Annotated in this window: 21 protein-coding genes and 1 tRNA gene; 13 read left to right on the plus strand and 9 right to left on the minus strand. The window is 63.8% G+C overall.

The features are described 5' to 3' along the window. Positions 1 to 242: 242 nt before the first annotated feature. Genes KI611_RS05760 through KI611_RS05775 form a run of 4 tightly spaced genes read right to left on the minus strand, consistent with a single transcriptional unit; the run spans position 243 to position 6,260 of the window. Complete coding sequence (locus tag KI611_RS05760) at positions 243 to 815, minus strand: SRPBCC family protein (protein ID WP_226418872.1); 573 nt, start codon at positions 813 to 815, stop codon at positions 243 to 245. Then, complete coding sequence (locus KI611_RS05765; protein WP_226418873.1) at positions 812 to 3,901, minus strand: efflux RND transporter permease subunit; 3,090 nt, start codon at positions 3,899 to 3,901, stop codon at positions 812 to 814. The genes KI611_RS05760 and KI611_RS05765 overlap by 4 nt, the downstream gene beginning before the upstream one ends. Beyond that, positions 3,898 to 5,022, minus strand: coding sequence for an efflux RND transporter periplasmic adaptor subunit (locus KI611_RS05770; RefSeq protein WP_226418874.1), 1,125 nt, complete (start codon positions 5,020 to 5,022; stop codon positions 3,898 to 3,900). The genes KI611_RS05765 and KI611_RS05770 overlap by 4 nt, the downstream gene beginning before the upstream one ends. Continuing rightward, positions 5,019 to 6,260: a TolC family protein gene (locus KI611_RS05775; RefSeq protein WP_226418875.1), complete on the minus strand. Its 1,242-nt coding sequence runs from the start codon at positions 6,258 to 6,260 to the stop codon at positions 5,019 to 5,021. The genes KI611_RS05770 and KI611_RS05775 overlap by 4 nt, the downstream gene beginning before the upstream one ends. A gap of 62 nt (positions 6,261 to 6,322) precedes the next feature. Between KI611_RS05775 and KI611_RS05780 the strand changes: the two genes are divergently transcribed. The 5 genes from KI611_RS05780 to KI611_RS05800 all read left to right on the plus strand — a co-directional run bounded on the left by KI611_RS05780 (position 6,323) and on the right by KI611_RS05800 (position 10,825). After that, positions 6,323 to 7,012 carry a response regulator transcription factor gene (locus KI611_RS05780; protein ID WP_226418876.1) on the plus strand — a complete coding sequence of 230 codons (690 nt, stop codon included), beginning with the start codon at positions 6,323 to 6,325 and terminating at the stop codon, positions 7,010 to 7,012. After that, entirely contained in the window at positions 6,999 to 8,393 is a 1,395-nt protein-coding gene (locus tag KI611_RS05785) for a sensor histidine kinase (protein ID WP_226418877.1), read from the plus strand. Before KI611_RS05780 ends, KI611_RS05785 begins: the two co-directional genes overlap by 14 nt. Positions 8,394 to 8,524: 131 nt before the next feature. Further along, positions 8,525 to 8,977 carry a YeeE/YedE family protein gene (locus KI611_RS05790; RefSeq protein ID WP_226418878.1) on the plus strand — a complete coding sequence of 151 codons (453 nt, stop codon included), beginning with the start codon at positions 8,525 to 8,527 and terminating at the stop codon, positions 8,975 to 8,977. A 1-nt stretch (position 8,978) separates the two neighbouring features. Next, positions 8,979 to 9,422 (plus strand): DUF6691 family protein, encoded by a 444-nt coding sequence (locus KI611_RS05795; protein WP_226418879.1) that lies wholly within the window; start codon positions 8,979 to 8,981, stop codon positions 9,420 to 9,422. 140 nt (positions 9,423 to 9,562) lie between these two features. Next, positions 9,563 to 10,825: an OmpP1/FadL family transporter gene (locus KI611_RS05800; protein WP_226418880.1), complete on the plus strand. Its 1,263-nt coding sequence runs from the start codon at positions 9,563 to 9,565 to the stop codon at positions 10,823 to 10,825. A gap of 549 nt (positions 10,826 to 11,374) precedes the next feature. On the opposite strand, the gene KI611_RS05805 is transcribed toward KI611_RS05800, so the two are convergent. The 3 genes from KI611_RS05805 to cobA all read right to left on the minus strand — a co-directional run bounded on the left by KI611_RS05805 (position 11,375) and on the right by cobA (position 12,644). Then, positions 11,375 to 11,459: transfer RNA gene (locus tag KI611_RS05805), tRNA-Leu, on the minus strand. A 25-nt stretch (positions 11,460 to 11,484) separates the two neighbouring features. Further along, the gene (locus KI611_RS05810; RefSeq protein ID WP_226418881.1) at positions 11,485 to 11,883 is read right to left on the minus strand and encodes a Rap1a/Tai family immunity protein; all 399 of its coding nucleotides are present in this window, start codon (positions 11,881 to 11,883) and stop codon (positions 11,485 to 11,487) included. Next, a complete protein-coding gene (gene cobA, locus KI611_RS05815) occupies positions 11,880 to 12,644 on the minus strand; it encodes a uroporphyrinogen-III C-methyltransferase (protein WP_226418882.1) in 765 nt (254 codons plus the stop codon). The genes KI611_RS05810 and cobA overlap by 4 nt, the downstream gene beginning before the upstream one ends. 255 nt (positions 12,645 to 12,899) lie before the next feature. Here cobA and KI611_RS05820 point away from each other — a divergent pair, with 255 nt between their 5' ends. The 8 genes from KI611_RS05820 to KI611_RS05855 all read left to right on the plus strand — a co-directional run bounded on the left by KI611_RS05820 (position 12,900) and on the right by KI611_RS05855 (position 19,269). Further along, entirely contained in the window at positions 12,900 to 14,582 is a 1,683-nt protein-coding gene (locus tag KI611_RS05820) for a cytochrome D1 domain-containing protein (RefSeq protein WP_226418883.1), read from the plus strand. A gap of 126 nt (positions 14,583 to 14,708) precedes the next feature. Further along, on the plus strand, positions 14,709 to 15,545 hold the full coding sequence (locus KI611_RS05825) for an ethylbenzene dehydrogenase-related protein (protein ID WP_226418884.1): 837 nt from the start codon (positions 14,709 to 14,711) through the stop codon (positions 15,543 to 15,545). Between the two features lie 54 nt (positions 15,546 to 15,599). Continuing rightward, on the plus strand, positions 15,600 to 15,902 hold the full coding sequence (locus KI611_RS05830) for a plastocyanin/azurin family copper-binding protein (protein WP_226418885.1): 303 nt from the start codon (positions 15,600 to 15,602) through the stop codon (positions 15,900 to 15,902). Continuing rightward, positions 15,889 to 16,206, plus strand: coding sequence for a c-type cytochrome (locus KI611_RS05835; protein WP_226418886.1), 318 nt, complete (start codon positions 15,889 to 15,891; stop codon positions 16,204 to 16,206). Before KI611_RS05830 ends, KI611_RS05835 begins: the two co-directional genes overlap by 14 nt. Positions 16,207 to 16,213: 7 nt before the next feature. Continuing rightward, positions 16,214 to 17,377 (plus strand): cytochrome D1 domain-containing protein, encoded by a 1,164-nt coding sequence (locus KI611_RS05840; RefSeq protein ID WP_226419879.1) that lies wholly within the window; start codon positions 16,214 to 16,216, stop codon positions 17,375 to 17,377. After that, positions 17,377 to 18,345 (plus strand): AsnC family transcriptional regulator, encoded by a 969-nt coding sequence (locus KI611_RS05845; RefSeq protein WP_226418887.1) that lies wholly within the window; start codon positions 17,377 to 17,379, stop codon positions 18,343 to 18,345. Before KI611_RS05840 ends, KI611_RS05845 begins: the two co-directional genes overlap by 1 nt. Further along, on the plus strand, positions 18,338 to 18,796 hold the full coding sequence (locus KI611_RS05850; RefSeq protein ID WP_226418888.1) for an AsnC family transcriptional regulator: 459 nt from the start codon (positions 18,338 to 18,340) through the stop codon (positions 18,794 to 18,796). The genes KI611_RS05845 and KI611_RS05850 overlap by 8 nt, the downstream gene beginning before the upstream one ends. Next, complete coding sequence (locus KI611_RS05855) at positions 18,793 to 19,269, plus strand: AsnC family transcriptional regulator (RefSeq protein WP_226418889.1); 477 nt, start codon at positions 18,793 to 18,795, stop codon at positions 19,267 to 19,269. The genes KI611_RS05850 and KI611_RS05855 overlap by 4 nt, the downstream gene beginning before the upstream one ends. Before the next feature lie 85 nt (positions 19,270 to 19,354). Here the strand turns inward: KI611_RS05855 and cphA (KI611_RS05860) are convergent, their stop codons facing one another. Together cphA (KI611_RS05860) and cphA (KI611_RS05865) are read right to left on the minus strand one after the other, a co-directional pair. Next, the gene (cphA, locus tag KI611_RS05860) at positions 19,355 to 21,928 is read right to left on the minus strand and encodes a cyanophycin synthetase (protein ID WP_226418890.1); all 2,574 of its coding nucleotides are present in this window, start codon (positions 21,926 to 21,928) and stop codon (positions 19,355 to 19,357) included. Positions 21,929 to 21,943: 15 nt separating this feature from the next. Continuing rightward, on the minus strand, positions 21,944 to 24,190 hold the full coding sequence (cphA, locus tag KI611_RS05865; RefSeq protein ID WP_226418891.1) for a cyanophycin synthetase: 2,247 nt from the start codon (positions 24,188 to 24,190) through the stop codon (positions 21,944 to 21,946). Positions 24,191 to 24,206: the final 16 nt, after the last annotated feature.

Genomic DNA, 24,206 nt, shown 5'->3' on the forward strand with positions numbered 1-24,206 from the left:
GGCTAAGGTCCGGAGTTACAAGCGAAACGGCTTTCCGGGCAGGAGCGCTGCTGGCGTGCCGGGCCGGGAGGGCACCGGACAAGCATCGCTTTCCATGGCAGGACAGGTGTTTGGCTTTTTGAAATTTTGGAATTGTCCCGACCAAGGCCAGCGTGCTTGGCTTTTGACAGGGTTGAAGGCGGCGAATTATATCAGGGTGAAAAATCGGGTTCGTTGTCCGGCGTCACGCGGCGCCGCCTTGCTTAACGGACCGGCCGGTTGGCCTGGCGGCGCTGCATCTCGTTGATCAGCGCGGAAAATTGCTCGGCCAGTTCGTGGCGCAGAAAGCCGACGCCGAGCAGCGCCGGCGCCCAGCGGTCGGGAATCATCTCGATCCGGTAATCCAGCCGGGTGCCGCCGCTGCTGGCCTGCAGCCGCATTTCGCTGCGCATGTACTTGGTCGAGCCCGACAGCGCCTTCGAGAGGATGCGGCCGTCCGGTAAGACCTCGATCTGGCGTTCCGATTCAAAGGGGTAGCCGAACGGGCCGAAACGCGCCTTGCCCTGCTGGGCGATCCGATAGACGTTGCCGGCGCGCGAAATGATATGGCTGGCGCTCAGGTTGGGCACGAATTCGGCCATGTGCTCGAAATCGGTCAACACCTCGAGCGCGACGGCCGGCGGCACGGCAATCTGCAGGCTGAAGTTGCCGTGATAGACCCCCTCCCGCTGCTCGACGACCACGTCATCGTAGTCGACGGCAGCGGCCGCGAGCGCCGGGCCGAGGCTGACCGCCTGCAGGACCAGCGCCACCAGGCCGAGCTTGCCGAGGTTCAATGCAGGGCCTTGGCCAGCCGTGGGTGGGTCGCCACGTAGTAATAGAGTGCCGGTAGCACGAACAGCGTCAGCAGGGTCGCCGAGATCAGGCCGCCGATGACGACCAGCGCCAGCGGCCGCTGGGTTTCCGAGCCGATGCCGTGCGACAGCGCCATCGGCAACAGGCCGAGCATGGCCAGCATGGCGGTCATCAGCACCGTGCGCAGGCGGGACAGGGCGCCCTGGAAGACCGCCTGGTAGCTGTCGAGCTTCTGCTGCTTCAGCTGGTTGATGTAGCTGACCATCACCACGCCGTTCAGCACCGCCTGCCCGAACAGCGCGATGAAGCCGATCGCCGCCGACACCGAGAGCGGGATGCCCGAGATGAGCAGCGCGAAAATGCCGCCGATCAGCGCGAAGGGAATGTTGCAGATGATGATCAGCGCGTCGCGGAAGGACTCGAAGGCATCGAACAGCAGTACGAAAATGAACAGGATGGAGAGCGGCACCACCAGCATCAGGCGCTTCATCGCCCGCTCCTGGTTCTCGAACTCGCCCGACCAGGTGATCGAGTAACCCTGCGGCAACTTGATGTCCTGGGCCTGCACCTGCATGTCGGCAACGACGCTGCCCATATCACGATCGCGGATGAAGACGCCGATGGCGACGACGCGCTGGCCGGATTCCCGGGCGATGTTCATGGCGCCGCTGCCCATCTTGAAATCGACCAGCGCCGACAAGGGCACCTGCGCCCCGGACGGCGTCGGCACCAGCACGTCCTTCAGCTTGTCGAGCTGGCGGGACGGTTCGTCGAGACGAAGGACGACGCTGAAATGCCGGTCGCCTTCCCACAACTCGGTGGCGGCCTTGCCGGCCAGCGCCGTTTCGACCACGTCCTGGACGTCCATCACGTTCAGGCCGTAGCGGGCGGCGGCGGCCCGATCGATTTCCAGCCGGTATTGCGGCAGATCGCCGTCGCGGTCGATGAAGGCGCGGACGACGCCCGGCACCTTGCCGATCTTGTCGAGCAGCTGGTTGGCGTGCAGTTTCAGCGTGGCGGTGTCGTCGCCAAACAGCTTGACGACGATCTGCCCGTCGATCTGCGAGATCGATTCGAGAATCTGGTCGCGCACCGGCTGGCTGAAGGTCGGCTCGATGCCCGGCACGTCGTTCAGCTTGTCCTCCATCTCGCGCACCAGCTGTTCCTTGGTCATGCCCTTGCGCCAGGCCGAGTCGGGTTTCAGGTCGACGAGCATTTCGGTCATGTTGATGTTCTTCGGATCGGTCCCGTCTTCCGGCCGGCCGCCCTTGGAAATCACCGCGTTGACCTCGGGGAAGTCGGCAATGATCCGGCGCAGCTGGCGCAGTTCGGCTTTTGCTTCAGTGACGGAAACCGACGTCGGCAGCGTGATGTTGATCCAGATCGAACCTTCGTTCAGTTCGGGCAGGAATTCCGTGCCGAGCTGCGGCACCATCGCCGCGGTAATGGCGAGCGCGCCAAGGGCGATCAGTAGCACGCGCTTGGTATTGGCCAGGACCCACTTCAGCGCCGGTTCGTACTTCTGCATGAACCAGTGCATCAGCTTGGTTTCTTCGTGCGGCACGTTGTTCTTGAAGGCGATCTTGCTCAGGAAGGGCACCAGGGTCAGCGACAGGACCAGCGAGGTGATCAGCGCTGCAACGACCGAATAGGCCATCGGCGCAAAAATCTTGCCTTCATGGCGCTGCATCGTGAAGATCGGCAGGTGGGCAACCATGATGATGACCATCGAGAACACCGTCGGCCGGCCGATTTCGACCACCGCTTCCTGAATGGTCCGGGTATGCGGTCGGTGATCCTGGTTCTGCTTGGCTTCGCCGAGCCGGCGGAAAATGTTCTCGATGACGATCACCGCACCGTCGACGATGATCCCGAAGTCCATCGCCCCCAAGGACAGCAGGTTGGCCGGAATGCCAACCGCCGAGAGGCCGATGAAGGTGCCGAGCAGGGCCAGCGGAATGATCGAGGCGACAATGGCTGCCGCCCGCAAATCGGCGAGGAAGAGATAAAGCACCAGCGTGACCAGCAGCGCGCCTTCGAGCAGGTTCATGAAGACGGTTTTCAGCGTCTTGCTGATCAGCCATGAGCGGTCGTAGAACGGCACGATCTTGACGCCCGGCGGCAGGCCGCCGGCGTTCAGCGTATCGACCCGGGCTTTCAGCGCATCGAGCACCAGTGAGGGGTTCTCGTCCTTGCGCAGCAGCACGATGCCGGACACCACGTCGTCCTGGTCGCCGTTGGCGTCGCTGATGCCGACGATACCCTGTTCCGGGACCCGCGATTCGACCACATTGGCGATGTCGCGAACCAGCACCGGTGTGCCGCTGTTTTCGGCGACGACCACCTGACCGATATCGGCCGAGGAGCGCAACAGGCCAAGCGACCGGATCAGGAACTGCTGCCGCCCTTGCGCCACCGAACCGCCGCCGGCGTTGGCGTTGGCCCGCTGCAAGGCGGTGAACAACTGGCCGATGGTGATCTTGTAATCGCGCAGCTTGGCCAGATTCGGTTGCACCTCGTACTGGCGGATCGGGCCGCCGAGCGACACCACGTCGGCAATGCCCGATACCTGCTTGATCTGGCGGGCCACGGTCCAGTCCTGAATGGCGCGTACTTCGCTGGGCTTCAGGCCGGGAGCGTCGAGGCGATAACGGAAAATTTCGCCGGTCGCCGTCGCCGGCGGCGCCAGTTCCGGCTCGACGCCGGGGGGCAGGTCAAGGCCGCGCAGGCGTTCCTCGACCAATTGGCGGGCCATGAACAGGCTGGGTTTTTCGTCGAAGGTGACGACGATGAAGGAAAGGCCGAACTGCGTGTGCGAGAACATGCGGATCGAATTTGGCACGCCGGAGAGGGCGATTTCGAGCGGAATGGTGACTTGCTTCTCGACCTCTTCCGGGGCTCGTCCGGGATTGAGCGAGATGACCGTGACCTGGGTGTCGGTCACATCGGGAAACGCTTCGATCGGCAGGTTCTTGAAAGCGACGGTGCCGATGCCGATGAACAGCACCAGCCCGAGAATGATGAAGAGCGGCTGATTGAGCGCGAAATGGACAATGCGCTTGATCATTTGGTAGCCTGTTTGTCGGCGACCTGCGGCTTGAAGAACTTGAGCAGATGCAGGTTGCCTTCAGTAACCACCTTGTCGCCTGCGTGCACGCCGCTGTGGATGTCGATCCAGCCGTCGCGCTCGGCGCCGGCCTCGACCGGCTGGCGTCGATAGTGGCCCGGTGCCTCTTCGACAAAGACATAGCGCTGGTCGCTGAACAGGAAAACCGCCGCCGCCGGGGCGCGCAGCGCCGAGCTGAGCGGCAGTTCGACCAGGGCATTGACGAACATTTCGCCCTTCAGGCGGCGGTCGGCATTCGGCAACTCACCTCGCACCTTGATCGTCCGGCTCGCCGGATCGACGAAATCGGCGACATGGCGAATGGTGCCCGTGAAGCGCTCGCCCGGGTACTGCTTCGACTCGATCAACAGCGTCTCGCCTTTTTTCAGGTTGGCCAGATCGGCTTCGCCGGCAGCGACCTGGACCCACAAACTGGCCGGATCGGTGATCACGAACAGCGCGGCGGCCGCTTGTTCCGGGCGGAATTCCATGCCGGGATTGAGGTTGCGTTCGACGACCACCCCGGCCAGCGGGCTGCGCAGCACGTAGGAACCGTCACCGTCGCCACCCAGGCCGGCCAGCCGGCGGCCGGCCCGCTCGGCTTCGGCGCGTGCCGCTACCGCGCTGGCTTCAGCTTGCTGCCAGTCCTTCTCGGCAATAACGCCGGCTTCGCGCAACTGGCGATTGCGCTCCAGCGCCTGCGTCGCCACCTGGGCATCGGCCTTGGCCTTGCGGGCGTCGGCCAGCGCCTGGCCGTAATCGGGAGAACTGAGCACGGCCAGCGGCTGGCCGGCCTTTACCGTCGCCCCGACATCGACCGCAATGCTGAGCACCCGGCCAGCCAGTTGCGGAAAGACGCGGACGGTTTTTTCCTCGTTCCAGACCAGCCGGCCGGGCAGGCGCAGCATGCCGCCCTTGTCCTGGTCGACCGTCGCCACCTTGAGGAAGGTCGCCTTGTCCGGCTCGCTGAGGATGACGTGTTCGCCGTCGACCTTGATCGTGGCTTCCTTGACGGCTTCCGGTTCGCCGGAGCAGCCGGCCAGCGCGAGCATCACGGCGATGAGAATCAGATTCTGCTTCATTTGAGTTTCCTGAATTCGGCCTGGATCTGCCAGTCCGACAATGCTTTGGCGTAATCGGCGCGCGCACTGGCGGCCTCGATCTGGATCTGGCGCAAGGTGCGCCGGGCGTCGAGCAGGTCCATCAGGCCCATGGCGCCCTTGTTGTAGGCAAATTCGGCAGCCTTGGCGACCCGTTCGGCATCGGCCAGCAGGCCGCCTTCCAGCCGCTGGTAACGGTCGCGCGCCGAGAGCAGGGCATTCTTCGCCTGCGCCACCTGGCCTTGCGCCTGCGCCTGCTGCTGTTCGTATTGCAGTCGGGCGACGTCGAGATCGGCCTCGGCTCGGGCGATGTCGCCTTCGTATTCGTGCCAGATGAAGAGCGGCACGCTGACCCCTAAGCCGTAGCTGTTGGTCGGCGCATTCTGCAGGTTGTGTTCGTACTGGACGCCGATCGTCACGTCGCGGCTCTTCTTGGCCTTGGCCAGGTCGCGCTCGGCCTCGGCGGCGGCCAGGCGGCGCTGGGCGGCGGCCAGGTCGGGGCGCTGGTCGAGCGGTGCCTGACTCAAGGCCTGCTCTTCGAGCGCCGGCCAGTTGTCGCCGGCCTGTAACTGCCGGGCATCGGCTTCGCGACCAATCAGATAGGCCAGCGCCACCTGCGCCTGCTCCAGTTCGGTCTGCGCCTGGCGGGCATCGCCGGCCGCCCGCGCCTGGTCGATCTGCAGCCGCGAGAGGTCAACCGGCGCAATGTCGCCGGCTTTCTGGCGCAGCTTGCCGGCCTCGGCGGCCTTGCCGTACAGCCCGGCGGTTTCGCCGGCCAGCGTCAGCTTTTCCTGGGCCAGTCGCAGGTTGTAATAGGCGTAACGCAGCGTTCCCAGTTGCTGGCGGGCGGCGTCGTCGAGATCGAAACGCGCCGCGTCGAGCCGGGCTTCCGCCCCCTTGACGCGCAAATCGCGCTTGCCGCCGCGTTCGACCAGTTGGTCAAGGCGCAGCTGGGTGTCCATCTTCTTGTCTTTCCAGCCGCCGGCACCGTAGCCGGACCACGGGCTGATCGACAGCGCATTGAGCGAGACATCCGGGTTGGGAATCTGACCGGCCGTCTTGACGTCGGCGGCAGCCCCGCTGACCGCCGCGCCGGCCAGCCGGAGTTCCCGGCTGTGTTCGCGCCACAGTGCTTCCGCCTCGGGCAGCGACAGCGGGGCGGGGGGCTGGGCAAGGCCGGCAACGGGCAGCAGCAATAGCGTGAAAAGTAAGCGTCGCATCGATATACCGCGTATGGGGGAGTGGTATCGTATTAGACCTTCCTGACCGTTATCTGACCCTGATGCGCATCCTGCTTGTCGAAGACGACCCGTTGCTGGCCGATGGCCTGGCCCGCACCTTGCGGAAGTCCGGCTACCTGGTCGAAGTGACCGGCGATGGTCAGACGGCCGACAACTGGCTGAAGACCGAGTCCTTCGATTTGACGGTGCTCGACCTCGGCCTGCCCGGGCTGGATGGCAGCGACGTGCTGCAACGCCTGCGCCAGCGTCAGCAGCGCACGCCGGTGCTGATCCTGTCGGCGCGCATGGCACTCGAGGAGCGCGTCCGCCTGCTCGACCTGGGAGCTGACGACTACGTGGTCAAGCCGGTAGCCCTGGCTGAACTTGAAGCCCGGGTGCGGGCCCTGATCCGGCGCGGTCAGGGAACGCCGGAGACGACGCTGCAGCTCGGCCGCCTGCAGCTCGACACCGTCGGCAAGCGGGCCTGGCTCGATGGCAAGGCGCTCGAACTGACCGCCCGCGAATGGACGGCACTCGAATTCCTGGCCGGCCGGGTCAATCGCATCATCAGCAAGGAACAGATCATGCAGGCGCTCTATCGCTGGGACGACGACATCTCGCCCAATGCGGTCGAGAAGTTCATTTCGCGCCTGCGCAGCAAACTCGAACCGGGCGGCATCACCATCCGGACCGTCCGCGGTCTTGGCTACTTCCTGGAAAAGCCCTCCGAGACGTGCGATGACCTCGACTAGCCTGCGCGTCCAGCTGTTGCGCCGGCTGCTGCCGGCCATGCTGGCGCTGCTTCTGGCCGGCGCCGGGACCGCCTACTGGGTGGCCTGGCGGAGCGCCACCAAGGCCTACGATCGGGCGTTGTTCGACACCACGCTGGCCATCGCCGACCAGCTACGGATGGTCGATGGCAAGGCGCAACTGCCGCTCACCCAACAGGCGCGCGCCGTCCTGCTGACCGACAAGTTCGACCGCGTGTTCTATTCGGTGCGCGGCCCCCGGGGCGAATTGCTCGACGGCAATGCCGGCCTGCCGATGCCGGCGCCGCAAAACTTCCGGACGGCGGGCAGCGAGGGGCGATCCTATTTCAATGCCCAGCTCGATGGCGAGCCGATCCGCGTCGCTGCGTTGCAGAAGCAGCTGTCCGGTCATGACCTGACGGTGCTGGCCGGTGAAACGCTGATCAAGCGGAACGCCCTGGTCCGCGAAATCCTGCTCGGCATGCTGCTGCCCGAACTGCTTCTCGCCCTGGTCAGCATCAGCGTCGTCTGGTTCGGCGTGCGCTCCGGCCTGCGGCCGCTGGCCTCGTTGCGCCAGGAGCTGGCCGGTCGCTCGCAGGCCGACCTGCGGTCGGTCCGGGTCGATGTCCCGGAGGAAATGCAACCGGTGGTGACCGAGATCAATGAGCTGCTGCAACGCCTTGATCGCTCGCTGTCCAGCCAGCGCAATTTCATCTCGGATGCCGCCCACCAGCTGCGCACGCCGATCGCCGCGCTGCAGGCCCAGGTCGAAGCCAGCATCAGCGAATCCTCGCCCGACACCCCGGCCAAGCTGGAAGGCATTCGGGCAGCCGCCCAGCGCCTCTCCCACCTGGTCGACCAGATGCTCTCCCTGGCCCGGGCTGAGCCGACGCTCGCCCAGACGCAACCCGAGGTGTCGCTCGAAGAGATCGCCTGCCAGGCGGCCGAAACCTGGCTGCCGGCGGCCATCGCCAAGCACATCGATCTTGGCTTCGAACTGCGGCCGGCGTTCGTGCGGGGTAATAGCCTGCTGCTCCAGGAGCTGCTCGGCAACCTGCTCGACAATGCGCTGCGCTATACGCCGGAAGGCGGCACGGTGACGGTCAGTTGCGGCCAGAGCGCGAGCGGGGCCTGGCTGACCGTCGAAGACAGCGGCCAGGGCATCGCCGAAGGCGAGCGCGAGAGAGTCTTCGAGCGCTTCCACCGGCCGCCGGGCAGCGTCAGCGACGGCAATGGACTCGGCCTCGCCATCGTCCGGGAAATTGCCCGGCAACATGGCGGCAGCGTGCTGGCCATGCAGTCCGTCGCGCTGGGTGGCGCACTGCTGAAAGTGGTGTTCCGGCCTGAAGTCAGTCTGCCGCTCAAGCCGGCCAACGCCTTGTAGACAAGCCGGGCGCATTGACGGGCCGGGCTCCCGGGCTTTAGCCGATGGCCGGTATATTGATATGAAAATTTGATCCTTTTCTGGAATGTGCGAAATCTCTAATTTCGCGCCTTTGCAACAGGATGGGTTCGATGATCATCGATTGGGGAAACTTCACTCCTTGGAGCGCATTGGTCGGCGGTAGCCTGATCGGTCTCAGTGCCGCACTGCTCTTCCGTTCCTACGGAATGATCGCCGGGATCAGCGGTCTGCTCGGCAACTTGATCGCCGGAGAGCGCGACAGGGTGGGGTGGCGGGCCATGTTCCTGCTCGGGCTGATCGTCTCGCCGGGGCTCTGGTTGCTGTGCACGCAGCAGGGGCTGGCGCCGGTCGGCCCGGTGCAGTCCGGCCCCGGAGACTGGGCCATCGTCGGCGTGGCTGGCGTGCTGGTCGGATTCGGCACCCGTCTGGCCAATGGCTGCACCAGCGGTCACGGCGTTTGCGGCCTGGCGCGCTTTTCGAAGCGTTCCGGGGCGGCCGTGCTGAGTTTTATGGCGAGCGGGGCGGTCACCGTGTTCGTTACCCGTCACCTGGTTGGGGGCTGATATGCATGTCTTGATTGCCCTGTTGCTTGGCCTGCTTTTCGGTCTCGGCTTGATCATTTCCGGTATGACCGATCCGGCCAAGGTGCTGGCCTTCCTCGACTTCGCCGGTCTTTGGGATTCGTCGTTGGGGCTGGTGATGGCTGGTGCCATCGGGGTTGCCGTCTGGCCTTTCCGGAGGGCGGGGCGGCGCGCCAAGAGCTGGTTGGGCGGTGTCTATCCACCGGCCGAGGCCGGCGCAGTGGATCGGCCGCTGATCGTTGGCAGCGTGTTGTTCGGCATCGGCTGGGGCTTGTCCGGCCTTTGTCCGGGGCCGGCCCTGGTCGGCCTGGGGGCGGGCTATCTGCCGGCCGCCGTATTCGTCATCGCCATGATATTTGGCATGGAGGCTTACGAATGGATGCGTGGCGCACGAAAACGCCGGCTGAAGGCGTCGGCAAGCAACTGAAGACCGCCTGTTTCCGGTTATTTCAATATAACGGCTGCCGCCGATAAGCATTGCAGAAGTGATTCGTTTGGTTGCGTGGCGGGGGTGCTTAGGGTGGCGTCTTCGCTTAACCCACAACGATGATTCAGAGGTCCCCCACAATGAGAATCCGCCAAATTGTTCAGGCCGCCATCCTGCCGGTCGTTTTAGTCCCCGGCCTGGCGCTTGCCACCAACGGTTATTTTTCACACGGTTTTGGTGTGAAGTCGCAGGGCATAGCCGGTGTCGGCATTGCCTTGCCACAGGATGCGCTGGCCGCTGCGACCAACCCGGCCGGCACCGCCTTCGTCGGCAATCGGCTCGACATCGGCGCCACTTTGTTTCGGCCGAGCCGTGGCGCGGAAATATCCGGCAACAATCTGCCCGGTGGCGCGACGGCAAATGGCAGTTACGATGCCAACGACACCCGGAATTTCCTGATTCCCGAAATCGGCTACGTCCGCCAGTTGTCGCCGCAGCTCGCGGCCGGCGTCGCCGTTTATGGCAACGGTGGGATGAATACCGACTACGGCAGCAATCCCTTTCGTGCCTTCGGTGCCAGTGGTTCGGCCGGCATAAACCTTGAGCAGTTGTTCATCTCGCCGTCGCTCGCCTACAAGCTGAACGAAAATCATGCGCTCGGCCTGGCCGTCAATTTCGCCTATCAACGCTTCAAGGCCGAAGGCATCGGGCCGTTTGCCGGCTCGTCGGCGGCGCCGAACAGTCTGACCAATCGCGGCGTCGACTCATCGACCGGCTGGGGTTTTCGTCTCGGCTATACCGGCAAACTGACCCCCGAACTGAGCATCGGAGCCACCTGGGCCTCGAAGACCCGGATGGGCAATCTCGACAAGTACAAGGGCCTGTTTGCCGAAGACGGCGGCTTCGACATTCCCGCCAATTACGGTATCGGCGTGGCTTGGCAGGCGAGTTCTGCGCTGACGCTGGCGCTCGACGCGCAACGGATCGAATATAGCGACATTAAGTCGGTCGGCACCCCGATTGCCACGCTGTTTTCGGGCAATCTCTTCGGCTCCTCGAATGGCCCGGGTTTCGGCTGGAAGGACGTTACGGTGGCCAAACTCGGTGTCAGCTACGAATGGCGCGACTGGACCTGGCGGGCCGGCTACAGCCATGCCAGCCAGCCGATCCCGGCGGATCAGACTTTCCTCAACATTCTGGCGCCGGGCGCGATCCAGGATCACCTGAGCCTGGGCGCGACCTGGAATCTGGGCAAGGACGGCGAACTGAGCTTGGCCTACACGCATGGCTTCAAGAAAACCGTCAAGGGATCCGGCTCGATCCCGGCCGCTTACGGCGGTGGCGAGGCAGATATCCACCTGTCGGAAGACATTCTTGGGATCGCCTACGGCTGGAAGTTCTGAATGCCCGTCTTCTGACGAAGGCCGAAGTGACGGCAGCGCGCTTGCCAATGAGCCCGCCGGATATGAGAAACCCGCTCGAATCTTTACATTCGAACGGGTTTCCTGTCGCTTTAGCTGATTTTTCAAGGCGCTCAGCAATCTGAGAATCAAACCGCGCCACCGGTCTCGCCGGCTAGCCTATCCTACGGCGGTTGGAGACCAACGTCCCGCGCCAGATGGTGCCGACTGCAACCATCGCGGGCAGCAACCGTTATCAGGTAGGCACTTTCAGTATAGGTCGCATTCCTGGAGATACCAGGCGCAATTCGATCAGCAGAAGCCGATCGCCAGGATGGCCGGGTCGTCCAGCAGATTCAACAGGGCATGGCCAGCCAAGAGGTTTGCTCTGAGCCAGATGGCGCCGGCTATTTCAAGGAACAATTCACGCAAGGGCTGGGTATTCCCGGATGCGCTTCATCTTGGTGTCAGGCCGGACCGGCTACCGAGAAAAAGCTGAAAACAAGAAAGCAAAAAGCCCAGTCTTGTGAACTGGGCTAAGCACTTTATTACTGGTGCCCCGAGCCAGACTCGAACTGGCACACCTTTCGGCGGCGGATTTTGAATCCGCTGCGTCTACCGATTCCGCCATCGGGGCGAATGGAGGCCGAATTATCCATGAATCACTTCTTTGGTTCAAGCGAATCCGCACAGGGGAAGGATTTGGCCAGCGCGTTGGCGACCAGCATCGCCGTGCTGGTTGTCGAATTGGGCGGCTGGCGGTCGAGGTGGGCGAGGACGGCGCGGACCAGACGGAAGGACAGATCGCTATCGTTCGGCAGGCAGAAGGCGTTGAGTTTGACGCCAACCTTGTCGGCCAGGTAGTCGCTAACCGCATAGCCATCGGCGAATCCGGCGACGTAGGCGATGCAGCGGGCGCTACGGATCGACTGGAAGGGGTCGCTGTTTTTTTTCTGTTGGTAGAACTCTTCGGCTGCCTGGCAGTCGCCGCGCATCTCGTCGCTGCTGTAGGCATGTGCCTGGGTGGCAAAGAGGGCGGCGATCAGCCAGAGGATTTTCATGTTTTTTCAAACCAGTTGAGTTGTTTGTGCAGGCCGACCACGCTGCCGACGATGATCAGCGCGGGCGGCTTGATGCCGGATTCGACGACGCGATGCGGCAGTGTACCCAGTGTGGCGAGCAATGTCTGCTGACTGGCCAGCGTGCCGTTGCGCACCACGGCGGCCGGGGTCATCGACGGCAGGCCGTGCTTGATCATCTGGCGGCAGATTTCTTCGGCGGCGCCGATGCCCATGTAGAACACCACGGTTTGATTGGGGCGGGCCAGCGACGGCCAGTCGAGGTTGACCGTGCCGTCCTTCAGGTGACCGGTGACGAAGGTCAGGGCCTGGGCATGGTCGCGATGGGTCAGCGGAAAGCCCGAATAGGCGGCGCAACCGGCCGCCGCCGTGACGCCGGGGACGACTTCGAAGGGAATGCCGGAGGCGGCAAGGGTTTCCAGTTCTTCGCCGCCGCGGCCGAAAATGAACGGGTCGCCGCCTTTCAGACGAACGACCGACAGCCCTTCGCGGGCGAGGTCGACCAGCAACTGGTTGATCGAATCCTGGGGCAGCGTGTGTTTCGAGGCTTCCTTGCCGGCGTAGATTTGCCGGGCGTCGGGGCGGGCGAGCTGGATGATGCCTTCGCCGACCAGATGATCGTATACCAGCGCATCGGCCTGGGCGATCAGGCGGGCGGCCTTGACGGTGAGCAGGTCCGGGTCGCCCGGTCCGGCACCGACCAGCCAGACCTTGCCACCTTCCAGTTTGTTCGCTTTGTTCATGGTTTCTCCCTGCCTTTGGGCGGCCATGCTAATGCTGGATCAGGCGTGTGCCAATAGCTTTGGTAAGGGAATCGTGCGATCTACAACCAAAGAACTAATCACATAGTTATTTGTGATTACAAGCTCCTGAATTCAAATAATAAAGCATCAAAAAAAGATTGATGGGCATCAAGGATGCGAGTCGGGCGGAGGTTCAACCTAGCGCCCATCCCGTTGAGGGTTAAAGGTGTTTTGTTTCTATCCAGGAGAGGGAAGATGAATAAAACCGTAGTGGGGATGCTGATGATGACCGCCATGGCTGCAGCCATGGGTTCTGCGTTTGCTCAGGAGGCCGCCAAGGGTCCGGAGATGACGGCTGCTGAAAAGGAGCAGGCCAAGAAGATTTATTTCGAGCGTTGTGCCGGCTGCCATGGCGTGCTGCGCAAGGGCGCCACCGGCAAGAATCTCGAGCCGCACTGGTCGAAGAAGGACAAGGACGGCAACGTCACCGAGGGCGGTACGCTGAAGCTCGGTCAGCAACGTCTGGAAAAGATCATCGGTTACGGCACCGATGGCGGCATGGTGAACTTCGACGACATCCTGACCAAGGAAGAGTTGTCGCTGATGGCCAAGTACATCCAGAACACGCCGGATGTGCCGCCGGAATACAGCTTCAAGGAAACGCTGGATTCCTGGAAAGTCATCGTGCCGGTCAAGGATCGTCCGACCAAGCAGATGAACAACTACAACCTGAAGAACATGTTCTCGGTCACCCTGCGCGACACCGGCGAAGTGGCGCTGATCGACGGCGACACCAAGGAAATCCGCAGCATCGTCAAGACCGGTTACGCGGTGCACATCTCCCGTCTTTCCGCTTCCGGCCGTTATGTCTATGTGATCGGTCGCGACGGCCGTCTGAGCCTGATCGACCTGTGGATGGAAAAGCCGGCGGTCGTGGCTGAAGTGAAGATCGGTTTCGATGCCCGCTCGGTCGATACCTCCAAGTTCAAGGGCTTCGAAGACAAGTACGCCATCGCCGGTTCCTACTGGCCGCCCCAGTACGTGATCATGGACGGCGACACACTGAAGCCGCGCAAGGTGGTGTCTACCCGTGGCATGACGGTCGATGGCGAATACCATCCGGAACCGCGCGTCGCCTCGATCGTCGCTTCCTTCATCAAGCCGGAATGGGTGGTGAACATCAAGGAAACCGGGCAGATCCTGCTGGTCGATTACTCCGACATCGAAAACCTGAAGACCACGACCATCGCTTCCGCCAAGTTCCTGCATGACGGCGGCTGGGATGCTTCCAAGCGCTACTTCCTGGTGGCGGCCAATGCCTCCAACAAGATTGCCGCAGTCGATACCAAGACCGGCAAGCTGGCCGCGCTGGTCGATGTCGCCAAGATCCCGCACCCGGGTCGCGGCGCCAACTTCACGCATCCCAAGTTCGGTCCGGTCTGGGCGACGGGTCACCTCGGCGCCGATGTCCTGACGCTGATCTCGACGCCGTCGGACGACAAGAAGAACGCCAAGTTCAAGGAGTACAACTGGAAGGTCGTCCAGGAAATCAAGCACGTGCCGGGCAATCTGTTCGTCAAGACGCATCCGAAGTCCAAGCACCTGTGGGCCGACTCGGCACAGAATTCCGACAAGGATCTGGCTGAATCCGTCTCGGTCTGGGACATGGCCGATCTTTCCAAGCCGACCAGGGTCATCAACGTGGCCAAGGACTCCGGGCTGCCGCCGACCAAGGCTGTGAAACGCGCCGTGCATCCGGAATACAGCGCCGACGGCAAGGAAGTCTGGATCTCCCTGTGGGGCGGCAAGACCGACCAGTCGGCCATCGTCGTCTATGATGATGCGACGCTGACGGTGAAGAAGGTGATTACCGATCCGAAGATGATCACCCCGACCGGCAAGTTCAACGTCTATAACACGCAGCACGACATCTATTAATCGCCTGCCGATTATTTGACTTGTCACAAAGCTACGGGGGCGAAAGCCCCCGTAGCATATGGAACGCAGACAACAGGATGACGACTGGTTTCGTCGCCGCCGATCGTTTTAAGTGGAGATACCACGATGAAAAAGAATTTCGTTTCGCTGGCTGTCATGGGCGCTTTCCTGGCTCTCGGCTCACAGGCTGCCTTGGCCACCCCCGACTGGAGCAAGGTACCGAAGAAAGAGCTGCACGTCTTCCATCCGGGCGCCGCCCCGATCGAGTGGGTGACCGGCAAGGGCGACCACAGCGGCGCCAGCGGCCTGAAAAAAGGCGAGAGCTGTGCCGGCTGTCACGTTGAAGACGGCAAGTTGAGCCTCGATCTGAAGCGTCTGGCCAGTAAGGAAATGGAACCGAAAGGCGCGCCGAAGACGATGACCTACCCGGTCGGCGTGCAGGCCGCCTACGATGCGACCAACCTTTATGTGCGTCTGACGTTCAAGGCACCAGGCGGTGGTTTCGACCATTCCGACAAGGACAACGAGGTCAAGGCCAGCGTCATGTTCCCCAACGACAAGGTGGCGATGGGCGATCAGGTCGGCTGCTGGGCGGCCTGTCACAAGGACGCCCGGACCATGCCGGGGGCGGCCGATACCAAGACCAAGTACGCGACGCCGGGGGCGATGGACCTGATGCAGTGGCGGAGCAGTGGCAAGGCGTTCGACGGTACGGTTACCGACAAGCGCAACATGGAAGGTGGCAAGGCTGGCGTGACGGCCGAAGGCGGCAAGGCCGGCGATACCTACACGGTGACCTTTACCCGCAAGCTGGCTGGTGGCGTCCATCTGGCAGCCGGCAAGGCCGTGCCGTTTGGCGTAGCGATTCACGCCGACAATGCCGGCGGCCGTTTCCATCACGTTTCCTTTGGCCACACGCTGGGTCTCGGTGTTGATGGCGACGTCAAGGCGGTCAAGCAATAAGGCGATGAGCGCAGCGGAACAATGATGCGCGCCGGGTGGTCGAGGCAACAAGGAGTGCTGGCGCTGTCAGCGCTCCTTGCCGCTGGCGCGAATGCTCAGGAAGTGGTCGATGTGCGGATCGAAAATTACCGTTTCAACCCGCCGGAAGTCAGCATTCATGTCGGCGACACGGTGCGCTGGAGTAATCACGAAAAACGCACCAGTCATTCGGTGATTCTGCCGATTGGCGGCGTGCCGGAGTCGGAACGAATGTTTCCCGATGAAAGCTGGTCGTACCGCTTCGAGCGGGCCGGTCGCTACGAATACCACTGCGGCCCGCACCCGGAAATGACCGGGGTGATCCATGTCGGCGAGTAGGCTGGTTATTGCCCTGTGGCTGGCATCCGCCGCGGCCTGGGCGGGCGAGCCCGATGCAACACGGCAAAAGGAGCTGATCCATCTGGTCCGCCAGGATTGCGGGTCATGTCATGGCATGACGCTGAAAGGCGGGCTCGGCCCGCCCTTGCTGCCGGAAAACCTGGCCGAAAAGCCGGCCGAGGGGCTGGCCGCAACGATTTATTACGGACGCCCCGGAACGCCGATGCCGCCATGGAAGCAGTTCATGTCGGAAAACGAGGCGGACTGGATAGTGCAAAAATTGATGACGGCTTTTCCCGAGTGAGGGTGTGATGCGTCTGTTCCTGTGTTTTCTGCTGGCCTTGCTGGTAAATGCCTGCGCGGCGCCCCAATTGCGCGGCACCGGCGATCTCGGCCTGATCATCGAACGGGCCGCCGGGCGCGTCACGCTGGTCAATACCACGTCTCGCCAGCCGTACGCCCGGATCGACGGCCTCGGCGATCTCTCGCACGCGTCCGCCGTCTATTCGCGCGATGGCCGCTACGCCTATGTCTTCGGCCGCGATGGCGGGCTGAGCAAGATCGATTTGCTGGAAGCGAAGCTGGTCAAGCGCGTCATCCAGTCCGGCAATGCGATCGGCGGCTCGATTTCTCAGGATGGGCGCATCGTCGTCGCCCAGAACTACACACCGGGCGGCATCAAGGCCTTCGATGCCGAGACGCTGGAACTGCTCTCCGAAGTGCCGGCCGAGTACGCGCCGGGCAAATTCTCCAAGGTGGTCGGCCTGGCCGATACGGCGGGCAACAAGTTTGCCTACGCCTTGTTCGAGGGCGGCGAAATCTGGGTCAGCGATTTTTCCAATCCGCGTCAGCCGACGACGCAGCGCTTCCCGGCCGGCAATCAGCCCTACGACGGCCTGGTGACGCCTGATGGCCGCTATTTCCTGACCGGCCTGTTCGGCGAGGATGGCGTCGCCATGCTCGACCTCTGGCAACCGGACAAGGGCGCCCGCAAGATCCTCGAAAAGTACGGTCGCGGCGAGGAAAAGCTGCCGGTCTTCAAGATGCCGCACCTGCGCGGCTGGTCGGTGGCGCAGGGCAAGGCTTATCTGCCGGCGATCGGCCGCCATGAGGTGCTGATCGTCGATGTCGCGACCTGGAAGGAAGTCGGCCGCATTCCGGTGCGCGGTCAGCCGGTGTTTGTCATGGCACGCCCGGACGGCCGGCAGGTCTGGGTCAATTTCGCTTTCCCGGACAACGGCAAGATCGATGTCATCGACACGCTGGCCGGCCAGGTCACGCATGCCTTCGAGCCGGGCAAGGGCATCCTGCACATGGAATTCGCGCCGCGTGGCGAAAACGTCTGGCTGTCGGCGCGCGATGACAACAAGGTACTGATCTACAACACCGAGAATTTCGCCAAACTGGGCGAGATCGCCGTGGACAACCCTTCCGGTATTTTTTTCACGACGCGCGCCGCGCGCATTGGCTTCTGATGGAAGACTCCTTCGACTTTCGCCTGCTCAACGACTTCCAGCGCGACTTCCCGCTCTGTCCGGCGCCTTTTGCCGAGCTCGCCGAGCGCCTGGGGATTGCCGAACGGCAGATATTGAGCCGCCTCGAAGCGTTGCGCCGGGCGGGCAAGATTTCCCGCGTCGGTGCCGTTTTCGCGCCGAAGCGGATCGGCGCTTCGACGCTGGCCGCGATGGCTGTGCCGCCGGCGCGCCTCGCCGCCGTGGCCGCCGCGGTCAACCGCTTTCCGGAGGTCAATCACAACTACGAGCGCGAACATCGCTACAACCTGTGGTTCGTCGTCACGGCCGCCAGCGAAGGGCGGTTGCAGGCGGCGCTGGGGGCGATTGAACAGGCCAGCGGTTATCCCTTGCTGGCCTTGCCGCTGCTTGAGGAATTCCACATCGATCTCGGCTTTTCGCTGTCCGGCAATGCCGAGAAACGCCCGGCCGCCGTCCAGGCCGTGCCGCCGGCCGCGCCGCTCGGCGAAGCAGAACGCCGCCTGGTTTCGGTGCTGCAGGAAGGCTTGCCGCTGTTTAGCCGGCCCTTTGCGCTGATCGCCGAGCGCGTTGGCAGTTCTGAGGAAGATGTTCTCGGCCACATCCGGCGCTGGCAGGAGGAGGGCGCGATCAAGCGTTTCGGCGTGGTCGTCCGCCATCACGAGCTGGGCTACACGGCCAACGCCATGCTGGTGCACGCCATCGCCGATGACCGGGTCAGCGAAATCGGCCGGGCGCTCGCCGAGGAACCGGCGGTGACGCTGTGTTATCGCCGGCCGAACCACCTGCCGGAATGGCCGTACAACCTGTTCTGCATGATCCACGGCCGCGAACGCAGCGAGGTCGAAGGCACCATAGCCGAACTGCGCCAGCGCCATGGCCTCGCCGATTGCGCGCACGACGTGCTGTTCTCGCTGACCCGCTTCAAGCAGAACGGGGCGCGCTATGCGTGAGCTGGATGCGGTGGACCGCCAGATCATCGATAAATTACAGGGCGGGTTTCCGCTCTGCGACCGGCCCTATGCCGAAGTGGCCGGCCGGCTGGGGATAGGCGAAGAGGAATTGCTGCAACGCCTGGAACGCCTGCTGGCCGACAAGATACTGACCCGCTTCGGGCCGATGGTGCACATCGAGCGGATGGGCGGTGCTTTCGTGCTGGCCGCCCTGGCCGTGCCGGAAGCGCGCTACGACGAAGTGACGGCGCTGGTCAATGCGCTGCCGCAGGTTGCCCACAACTATCGCCGCGAGCACACCCTGAACATGTGGTTCGTCCTCGCCACCGAAACACCGGCCGGCATCGCCGACGCCGTGGCGCGCATCGAGCGCGATACCGGCCTGAGCGTGCATGCCTTTCCGAAAGAACGCGAATATTTTGTCGAAATGAAGCTGGCGGTGCGCGCATGATCGACGATCTCGACCGGGCGTTGATCGTTGCCACCCAGGGTGGGCTGCCGCTGGTCCCGCGACCGTATCAGGCGCTCGGCGAGCAACTCGGCTTGCCGGCCGAGACGGTGCTGCGCCGCCTGCAGGGACTGCTTGATTCCGGCGTCATCCGCCGCATCGGTGCCGTGCCCAACCATTACGCCATCGGCTGGACAGCCAACGGCATGACGGTGTGGGATGTCGCCGACGAGCGGATCGACGAACTGGGAGCGGCCGTCGGTGCTTTGCCTTTCGTCACCCACTGCTATCGTCGTCCGCGTGCCTTGCCGGCCTGGCCTTACAACCTGTTCGCCATGGTGCATGGCAGTTCGCGCGACGAGTGCGCCGAAAAGGCGGCCGAAATTGGTCGTCTGCTTGGCGATGCCTGTCGGAGCAGCGATATTCTCTATTCGACAAAAATCCTCAAGAAGTCCGGCCTGCGCCTCGCGACATAACGGCAGCAAGGCTGGCCGTTCCGCCACGCCGAAAAGCAAAGAGCCCGGCTGAACCGGGCTCTTTGCTTGGCCGGGGTAGTCCGCCTTAACCGGCGTCGGCGATCCGCTTGGCGATATGGGCCAGGGCTTCTTCCACCTGATCGATCAGGATCAGGCAGAGGTCGCCGGGTTGCAGACGGTCCAGGGCGCTGTCGATGGCGATGAACTCGCCGGTGATCGCATCGATCTGCTTGGTCCGGCTGGCATGGGCCAGGCCCTGGCGGAGCAGGGCAATGACTTCGCCATCTTGGCGGCCGCGCTGGCAGGCGTCCTGATAGAGGATGACGTCATCGAAGGCATCGCCGAGGATTTCGGTCTGCTGGCGGATGTCATCGTCGCGCCGGTCGCCGGCGCCGCTGATCACCACCGAGCGGCGCTTGGCCGGCATGTTCTCGATGGCGCCGACCAGCGCCTGGATGGCATCCGGGTTGTGGCCGTAGTCAGCGATCAGCGTGGCGCCCTTGTAGTCGAACACGTTGAAGCGGCCGGGGGCGGTTTGCGCATCGCTGACAAAACCGGCCAGGGCGCGCTCGATGACTTCCCAGTCGTAGCCGAGAGCCCAGCCGGTGGCGGTGGCGGCCATCGCATTCTCGACCTGGAAGCCGATCGTGCCATTGCGGGTCAGCGGGATATTGGCGAGCGGGATGCTGTGTTTCTTGCGTCCTTCGCCACAGATGATCGCGTCGCGTTCGACATAGACGACGCGCTTGCCCTGGGCGCGGTGCGTCGCCAGCACCGGGTTGGCCCGATCCTGGGAAAAGAAGATGACGTCTCCCTGACAGTGCTGGGCCATGGCGACCACTACCGGATCGCTGGCATTGAGGACGGCGGTGCCTTTCGGGGCGACATTCTCGACGATGACGCGCTTGACGACAGCCAGTTCGTCCACCGTGGTGATGAAATTGAGGCCGAGGTGGTCGCCGATCCCGATATTGGTGATCACCGCGACGTCGCACATGTCGAAGCCAAGGCCTTCGCGCAGCACACCGCCGCGCGCCGTCTCGAAGACGGCCGCATCGACGTCGGGGTGGAGCAGCACGTTGCGCGCACTGCGCGGGCCGCTGCAGTCGCCGTCGTCGGTGCGCTTGCCTTCGATATAAACCCCGTCAGTACTGGTCATGCCGACCCGCAGGCCGTTGCTTTCGAAAATGCGCCCGATCAGGCGGCTGGTCGTGGTCTTGCCGTTGGTGCCGGCAATCGCGACAACCGGGATGCGGGCATTGTCGCCATCGGGGAAAATCATCCCGACGATGGCCTCGCCGACGGCGCGGCCCTTGCCGAACGACGGGTCGAGGTGCATGCGCAGGCCGGGCGCGGCATTGACTTCGACGATGCCGCCGCCCTGGTCTTCGAGCGGCTTCAACATCGTGTCGCAGACGACGTCGATACCGCAAATGTCGAGGCCGACAGTCTGGGCGGCGGTGACGGCGCAGGCGGCGAGTTCCGGGTGAACGTCGTCGGTGACGTCGGTGGCAGTGCCGCCGGTCGACAGATTGGCGTTGTTACGCAGGATGACGCGCGTCCCGCGCGGCGGCACGGTGGTCGCCTCCAAACCCTGCTCGGCGAGGCGGGCGAGGGCGATTTCGTCGAAACGGATCTTGGTCAGCGAGGTGGCGTGGCCGTCGGAACGGCGGGGGTCGCGATTGACGATATCGACCAGCTCGCGGACGGTGTGCACGCCGTCGCCGATGACCAGCGGCGGGTCGCGCCGGGCGGCGGCGATCAGTTTGTCGCCGATGACCAGCAGGCGGTAGTCGTGGCCCGGCAGGTATTTTTCGACCAGGATGTCGTCGCGGAATTCGATGGCGACGCGATAGGCGCGGCGGACTTGGTCCTCGCTGGTCAGATTGACCGAAATGCCCTTGCCCTGGTTGCCGTCGCGCGGCTTGACGACGATCGGCAGGCCGATTTCCTGGGCGGCGGCCCAGGCGTCGTCCTCATTCTCGACCGGCCGGCCGAGCGGTACGGCGACGCCGGCGGCGTGCAGCAGTTTCTTGGTCAGTTCCTTGTCCTGCGCGATCGATTCGGCAATCGCGCTGGTGAAACAGGTTTCCGCCGCCTGGATGCGCTTCTGCTTGCTGCCCCAGCCGAACTGGACGAGGCTGCCCTGCGTCAGGCGACGATAGGGAATGCCGCGTGCCACGGCGGCCGAGACGATGGCGCCGGTCGATGGGCCGAGGCGAATGTCTTCGTCGAGATCGCGCAGCTCCTTCAGGGTGGCGTCGAGGTCGAACGGCGTGTCGTTGAGGGCGGCGAGGCAGAGTTGCTCGGCGCGCTCGAAGGCCAGTCGGCCGACATCCTCTTCGGTATATTCGACGACGACCTGGAGAACGCCGCTATCGACCGTCTGGGCCGTCCGGCTGAAGGTGACCGGGCAGCCGGCCTGGGCCTGCAGGCCGAGGGCAGCGAATTCCAGCGCATGGGCCATCGAGACGGTGTCGAGATGGTCGGCCGGGATCAGGTCGCCGAGTTCCGGGAAACGCTCGCGCAGGCGGGCTTCAAAGCCTGGCAAATTGGCGATGGCACATTCGGCATCCTGGCAGGTGACGATGGCTTGAATCGCCGTGTGCCGGCTCCACAGGTTGGGGCCGCGCAGGGCACGAATACGGGTAACGTCCATGACGCTGAATCCTTGTTATTTTCGGGTTGCCGCTTTGCGCGGCTTCTTGGCTGTTTGGGTGAGCAGCGAGGAGAGGGCCGGCAGTTCCAGGCCATAGGTCTTGAGGCCGGTGCCGATCGCATCGAAGGTGATGCCGAGCGCCCAACCGGCGGCGACGGCGGCCAGAACGTTGGCGATGGTTTCCGGGTCTTTCTGCTTGCCGATCACCGGTACGTCGCCGAGGCGGCACAGCAGCCAGGCTTCGTCATTGCCGGTGGCAACGGTGATCCGCCCCTCGCGGACGAAGACGCCGCGCTGGCCGGCGGCCAGGTGGGCGGCCAGGGCCGGGCAGGCCGGATTGGCGGCGAACAGGATCACTTCCCCGTCGCACAGTTCGGCGAGGTCGGCGACCACCGGGTCTTCGGCATTGAGCACGGCATAACCCTTGCTCAGCACGACATCGACCTGGGTGCGATAGGTGTTGCGGTAAGTCGTGTAGAACTCGCCGCCGCTCGGATGGACGTCCCAGCGCGCCAGATCTTCGGCGGCCTGATCGATGTTGGTGACGATGCCGACCTGGCAGCGGTCGTAGGCCAGACCTTCGCCGAGAATGGTGCGGGCGCCGTTCTCGATCACCGCCGCATCGACCGCGCGGTTGAGCAGCAGGCGATGGCCGGCCGTCCAGTTGGCGGCATCGGCCTTCTGGACGTGCCGCCGGTCGAGATGGACGCCGTCACTGCAGGCCAGGCCGACGCGCTTGCCGGACATGTAAATCAGATGGGCGACCAGCTTGGCGACCGAGGTCTTGCCGTGCGTGCCGGTGACGCCGACCACCGGGATGCGGCCATTTTCCTTTTCGCCGAACAGGTTCGCGACAATCGCCTTGCCTACCGGGCGCGGCTTGCCGACGCCCGGGCGGAGGTGCATCAGCAGGCTGGGGCCGGCATTGACTTCGACGATGGCGCCGCCCTGGGCGGCCAGCGGCTTGGAAATGTCTTCGCAGACCAGATCGATGCCGGCGATGTCGAGGCCGATGACGCGGGCGGCGAGCGAGGCCAGCGCAGCCGTTTCCGGATGCACGTCGTCGGTGACGTCGAAGGCATGGTTGGCGTTGCGCTGGATCAGCACTTCGCGACCGCTGGCCGGTACCGCGTCGGCGGTCAGGTTCTGGCGTTCGAGTTCCATCCGGGCGGCGGAATCGAGGCGGATGATTGACAGCGGATGCAGTTCGGTCGGCCCGCGGCGTGGGTCGGAATTGACCTGGATTTCGATCAGTTCGCGGACCGTCGACTTACCGTCGCCGGTGACCATCACCATGTCGCCCCGGTTGGCGGCGACCAGCTTGTTGCCGATGACCAGCAGGCGGTGTTCGGTGCCGGGCAGGGAGCGCTCGACGAGGACCGCGCTGCCTTCCTCGACGGCGATGGCGTAGGCTTTTTCGACTTCTTCACGGGTCTTGACGTCGATGAAGACGCCCCGTCCATGGTTGCCGTCGACCGGCTTGATGCACACCGGCAGACCGATGTCTTCGGCGGCTTCCCAGGCATCTTCGGCGCTGCGCACTTCGCGCCCTTCGGGGATCGGCACGCCGCAGGAGGAGAGTAATTCCTTGGTCAGGTCCTTGTCGCGCGAAATGGTTTCGGCGATGGCGCTGGTCCGGTCGGTTTCCGCCGTCCAGATGCGGCGCATCGCGGCGCCGTAGCCGATCTGCACCAGATTGCCGTCGTCGAGCAGGCGGATGGCCGGAATGTCGCGCTCGTCGGCGGCATCGACAATGCTGGCGGTCGAGGGGCCGAGACACTTGGAGTCGACCATGTCGCCGAGGTTCTCGACCGTGCTTTCGATGTCGAAGGGCGTGTCGTTGATCGCCGCCATCACCAGATCGCGAGCGGTGTACAGCGCGGTGCGGGTGACTTCCTCGTGCCAGGCGCGGACGGCAACCTTGTACACGCCGCGCTCGGAGGTTTCGCGCGTTTTGCCGAAGCCGCCGGGCAGGCCGGCCAGGTTCTGCAATTCAAGTGTTACGTGTTCGAGAATGTGGCCGGCCCAGGTGCCTTCCTGAACGCGGCGCAGGAAGCCGCCGTGCTCCTGATAACTGCAGCGATGCTCGACCAGCGAGGGCAGCAAGGCCGCGAGGCGTTCGTAAAACCCGGGAATCTTGTTGGAGGGAAAGTCTTCCAGTTCGCCGATGTCGACCCAGGCTTCGAGTACCGGCCGATAGGTCCAGATGTTCGGGCCACGCAGGGTAATGATGTCCCGAATGATGATTTCGTTTTTCTTCATGCTTGTTTCGCCCAGC

The organism is Dechloromonas denitrificans (assembly GCF_020510685.1).
Taxonomy (GTDB): Bacteria; Pseudomonadota; Gammaproteobacteria; order Burkholderiales; family Rhodocyclaceae; genus Azonexus; species Azonexus denitrificans_A.

Coding starts and splice junctions, on each gene's coding strand:
- KI611_RS05765 (WP_226418873.1), bottom strand. CDS start 3,901: ATGATCAAGCGCATTGTCCATTTCGCGCTCAATCAGCCGCTCTTCATC.
- KI611_RS05770 (WP_226418874.1), bottom strand. CDS start 5,022: ATGAAGCAGAATCTGATTCTCATCGCCGTGATGCTCGCGCTGGCCGGC.
- KI611_RS05775 (WP_226418875.1), bottom strand. CDS start 6,260: ATGCGACGCTTACTTTTCACGCTATTGCTGCTGCCCGTTGCCGGCCTT.
- KI611_RS05780 (WP_226418876.1), top strand. CDS start 6,323: ATGCGCATCCTGCTTGTCGAAGACGACCCGTTGCTGGCCGATGGCCTG.
- KI611_RS05785 (WP_226418877.1), top strand. CDS start 6,999: ATGACCTCGACTAGCCTGCGCGTCCAGCTGTTGCGCCGGCTGCTGCCG.
- KI611_RS05790 (WP_226418878.1), top strand. CDS start 8,525: ATGATCATCGATTGGGGAAACTTCACTCCTTGGAGCGCATTGGTCGGC.
- KI611_RS05795 (WP_226418879.1), top strand. CDS start 8,979: ATGCATGTCTTGATTGCCCTGTTGCTTGGCCTGCTTTTCGGTCTCGGC.
- KI611_RS05800 (WP_226418880.1), top strand. CDS start 9,563: ATGAGAATCCGCCAAATTGTTCAGGCCGCCATCCTGCCGGTCGTTTTA.
- KI611_RS05810 (WP_226418881.1), bottom strand. CDS start 11,883: ATGAAAATCCTCTGGCTGATCGCCGCCCTCTTTGCCACCCAGGCACAT.
- cobA (WP_226418882.1), bottom strand. CDS start 12,644: ATGAACAAAGCGAACAAACTGGAAGGTGGCAAGGTCTGGCTGGTCGGT.
- KI611_RS05820 (WP_226418883.1), top strand. CDS start 12,900: ATGAATAAAACCGTAGTGGGGATGCTGATGATGACCGCCATGGCTGCA.
- KI611_RS05825 (WP_226418884.1), top strand. CDS start 14,709: ATGAAAAAGAATTTCGTTTCGCTGGCTGTCATGGGCGCTTTCCTGGCT.
- KI611_RS05835 (WP_226418886.1), top strand. CDS start 15,889: ATGTCGGCGAGTAGGCTGGTTATTGCCCTGTGGCTGGCATCCGCCGCG.
- KI611_RS05840 (WP_226419879.1), top strand. CDS start 16,214: ATGCGTCTGTTCCTGTGTTTTCTGCTGGCCTTGCTGGTAAATGCCTGC.
- KI611_RS05845 (WP_226418887.1), top strand. CDS start 17,377: ATGGAAGACTCCTTCGACTTTCGCCTGCTCAACGACTTCCAGCGCGAC.
- KI611_RS05850 (WP_226418888.1), top strand. CDS start 18,338: ATGCGTGAGCTGGATGCGGTGGACCGCCAGATCATCGATAAATTACAG.
- KI611_RS05855 (WP_226418889.1), top strand. CDS start 18,793: ATGATCGACGATCTCGACCGGGCGTTGATCGTTGCCACCCAGGGTGGG.
- cphA (WP_226418890.1), bottom strand. CDS start 21,928: ATGGACGTTACCCGTATTCGTGCCCTGCGCGGCCCCAACCTGTGGAGC.
- cphA (WP_226418891.1), bottom strand. CDS start 24,190: ATGAAGAAAAACGAAATCATCATTCGGGACATCATTACCCTGCGTGGC.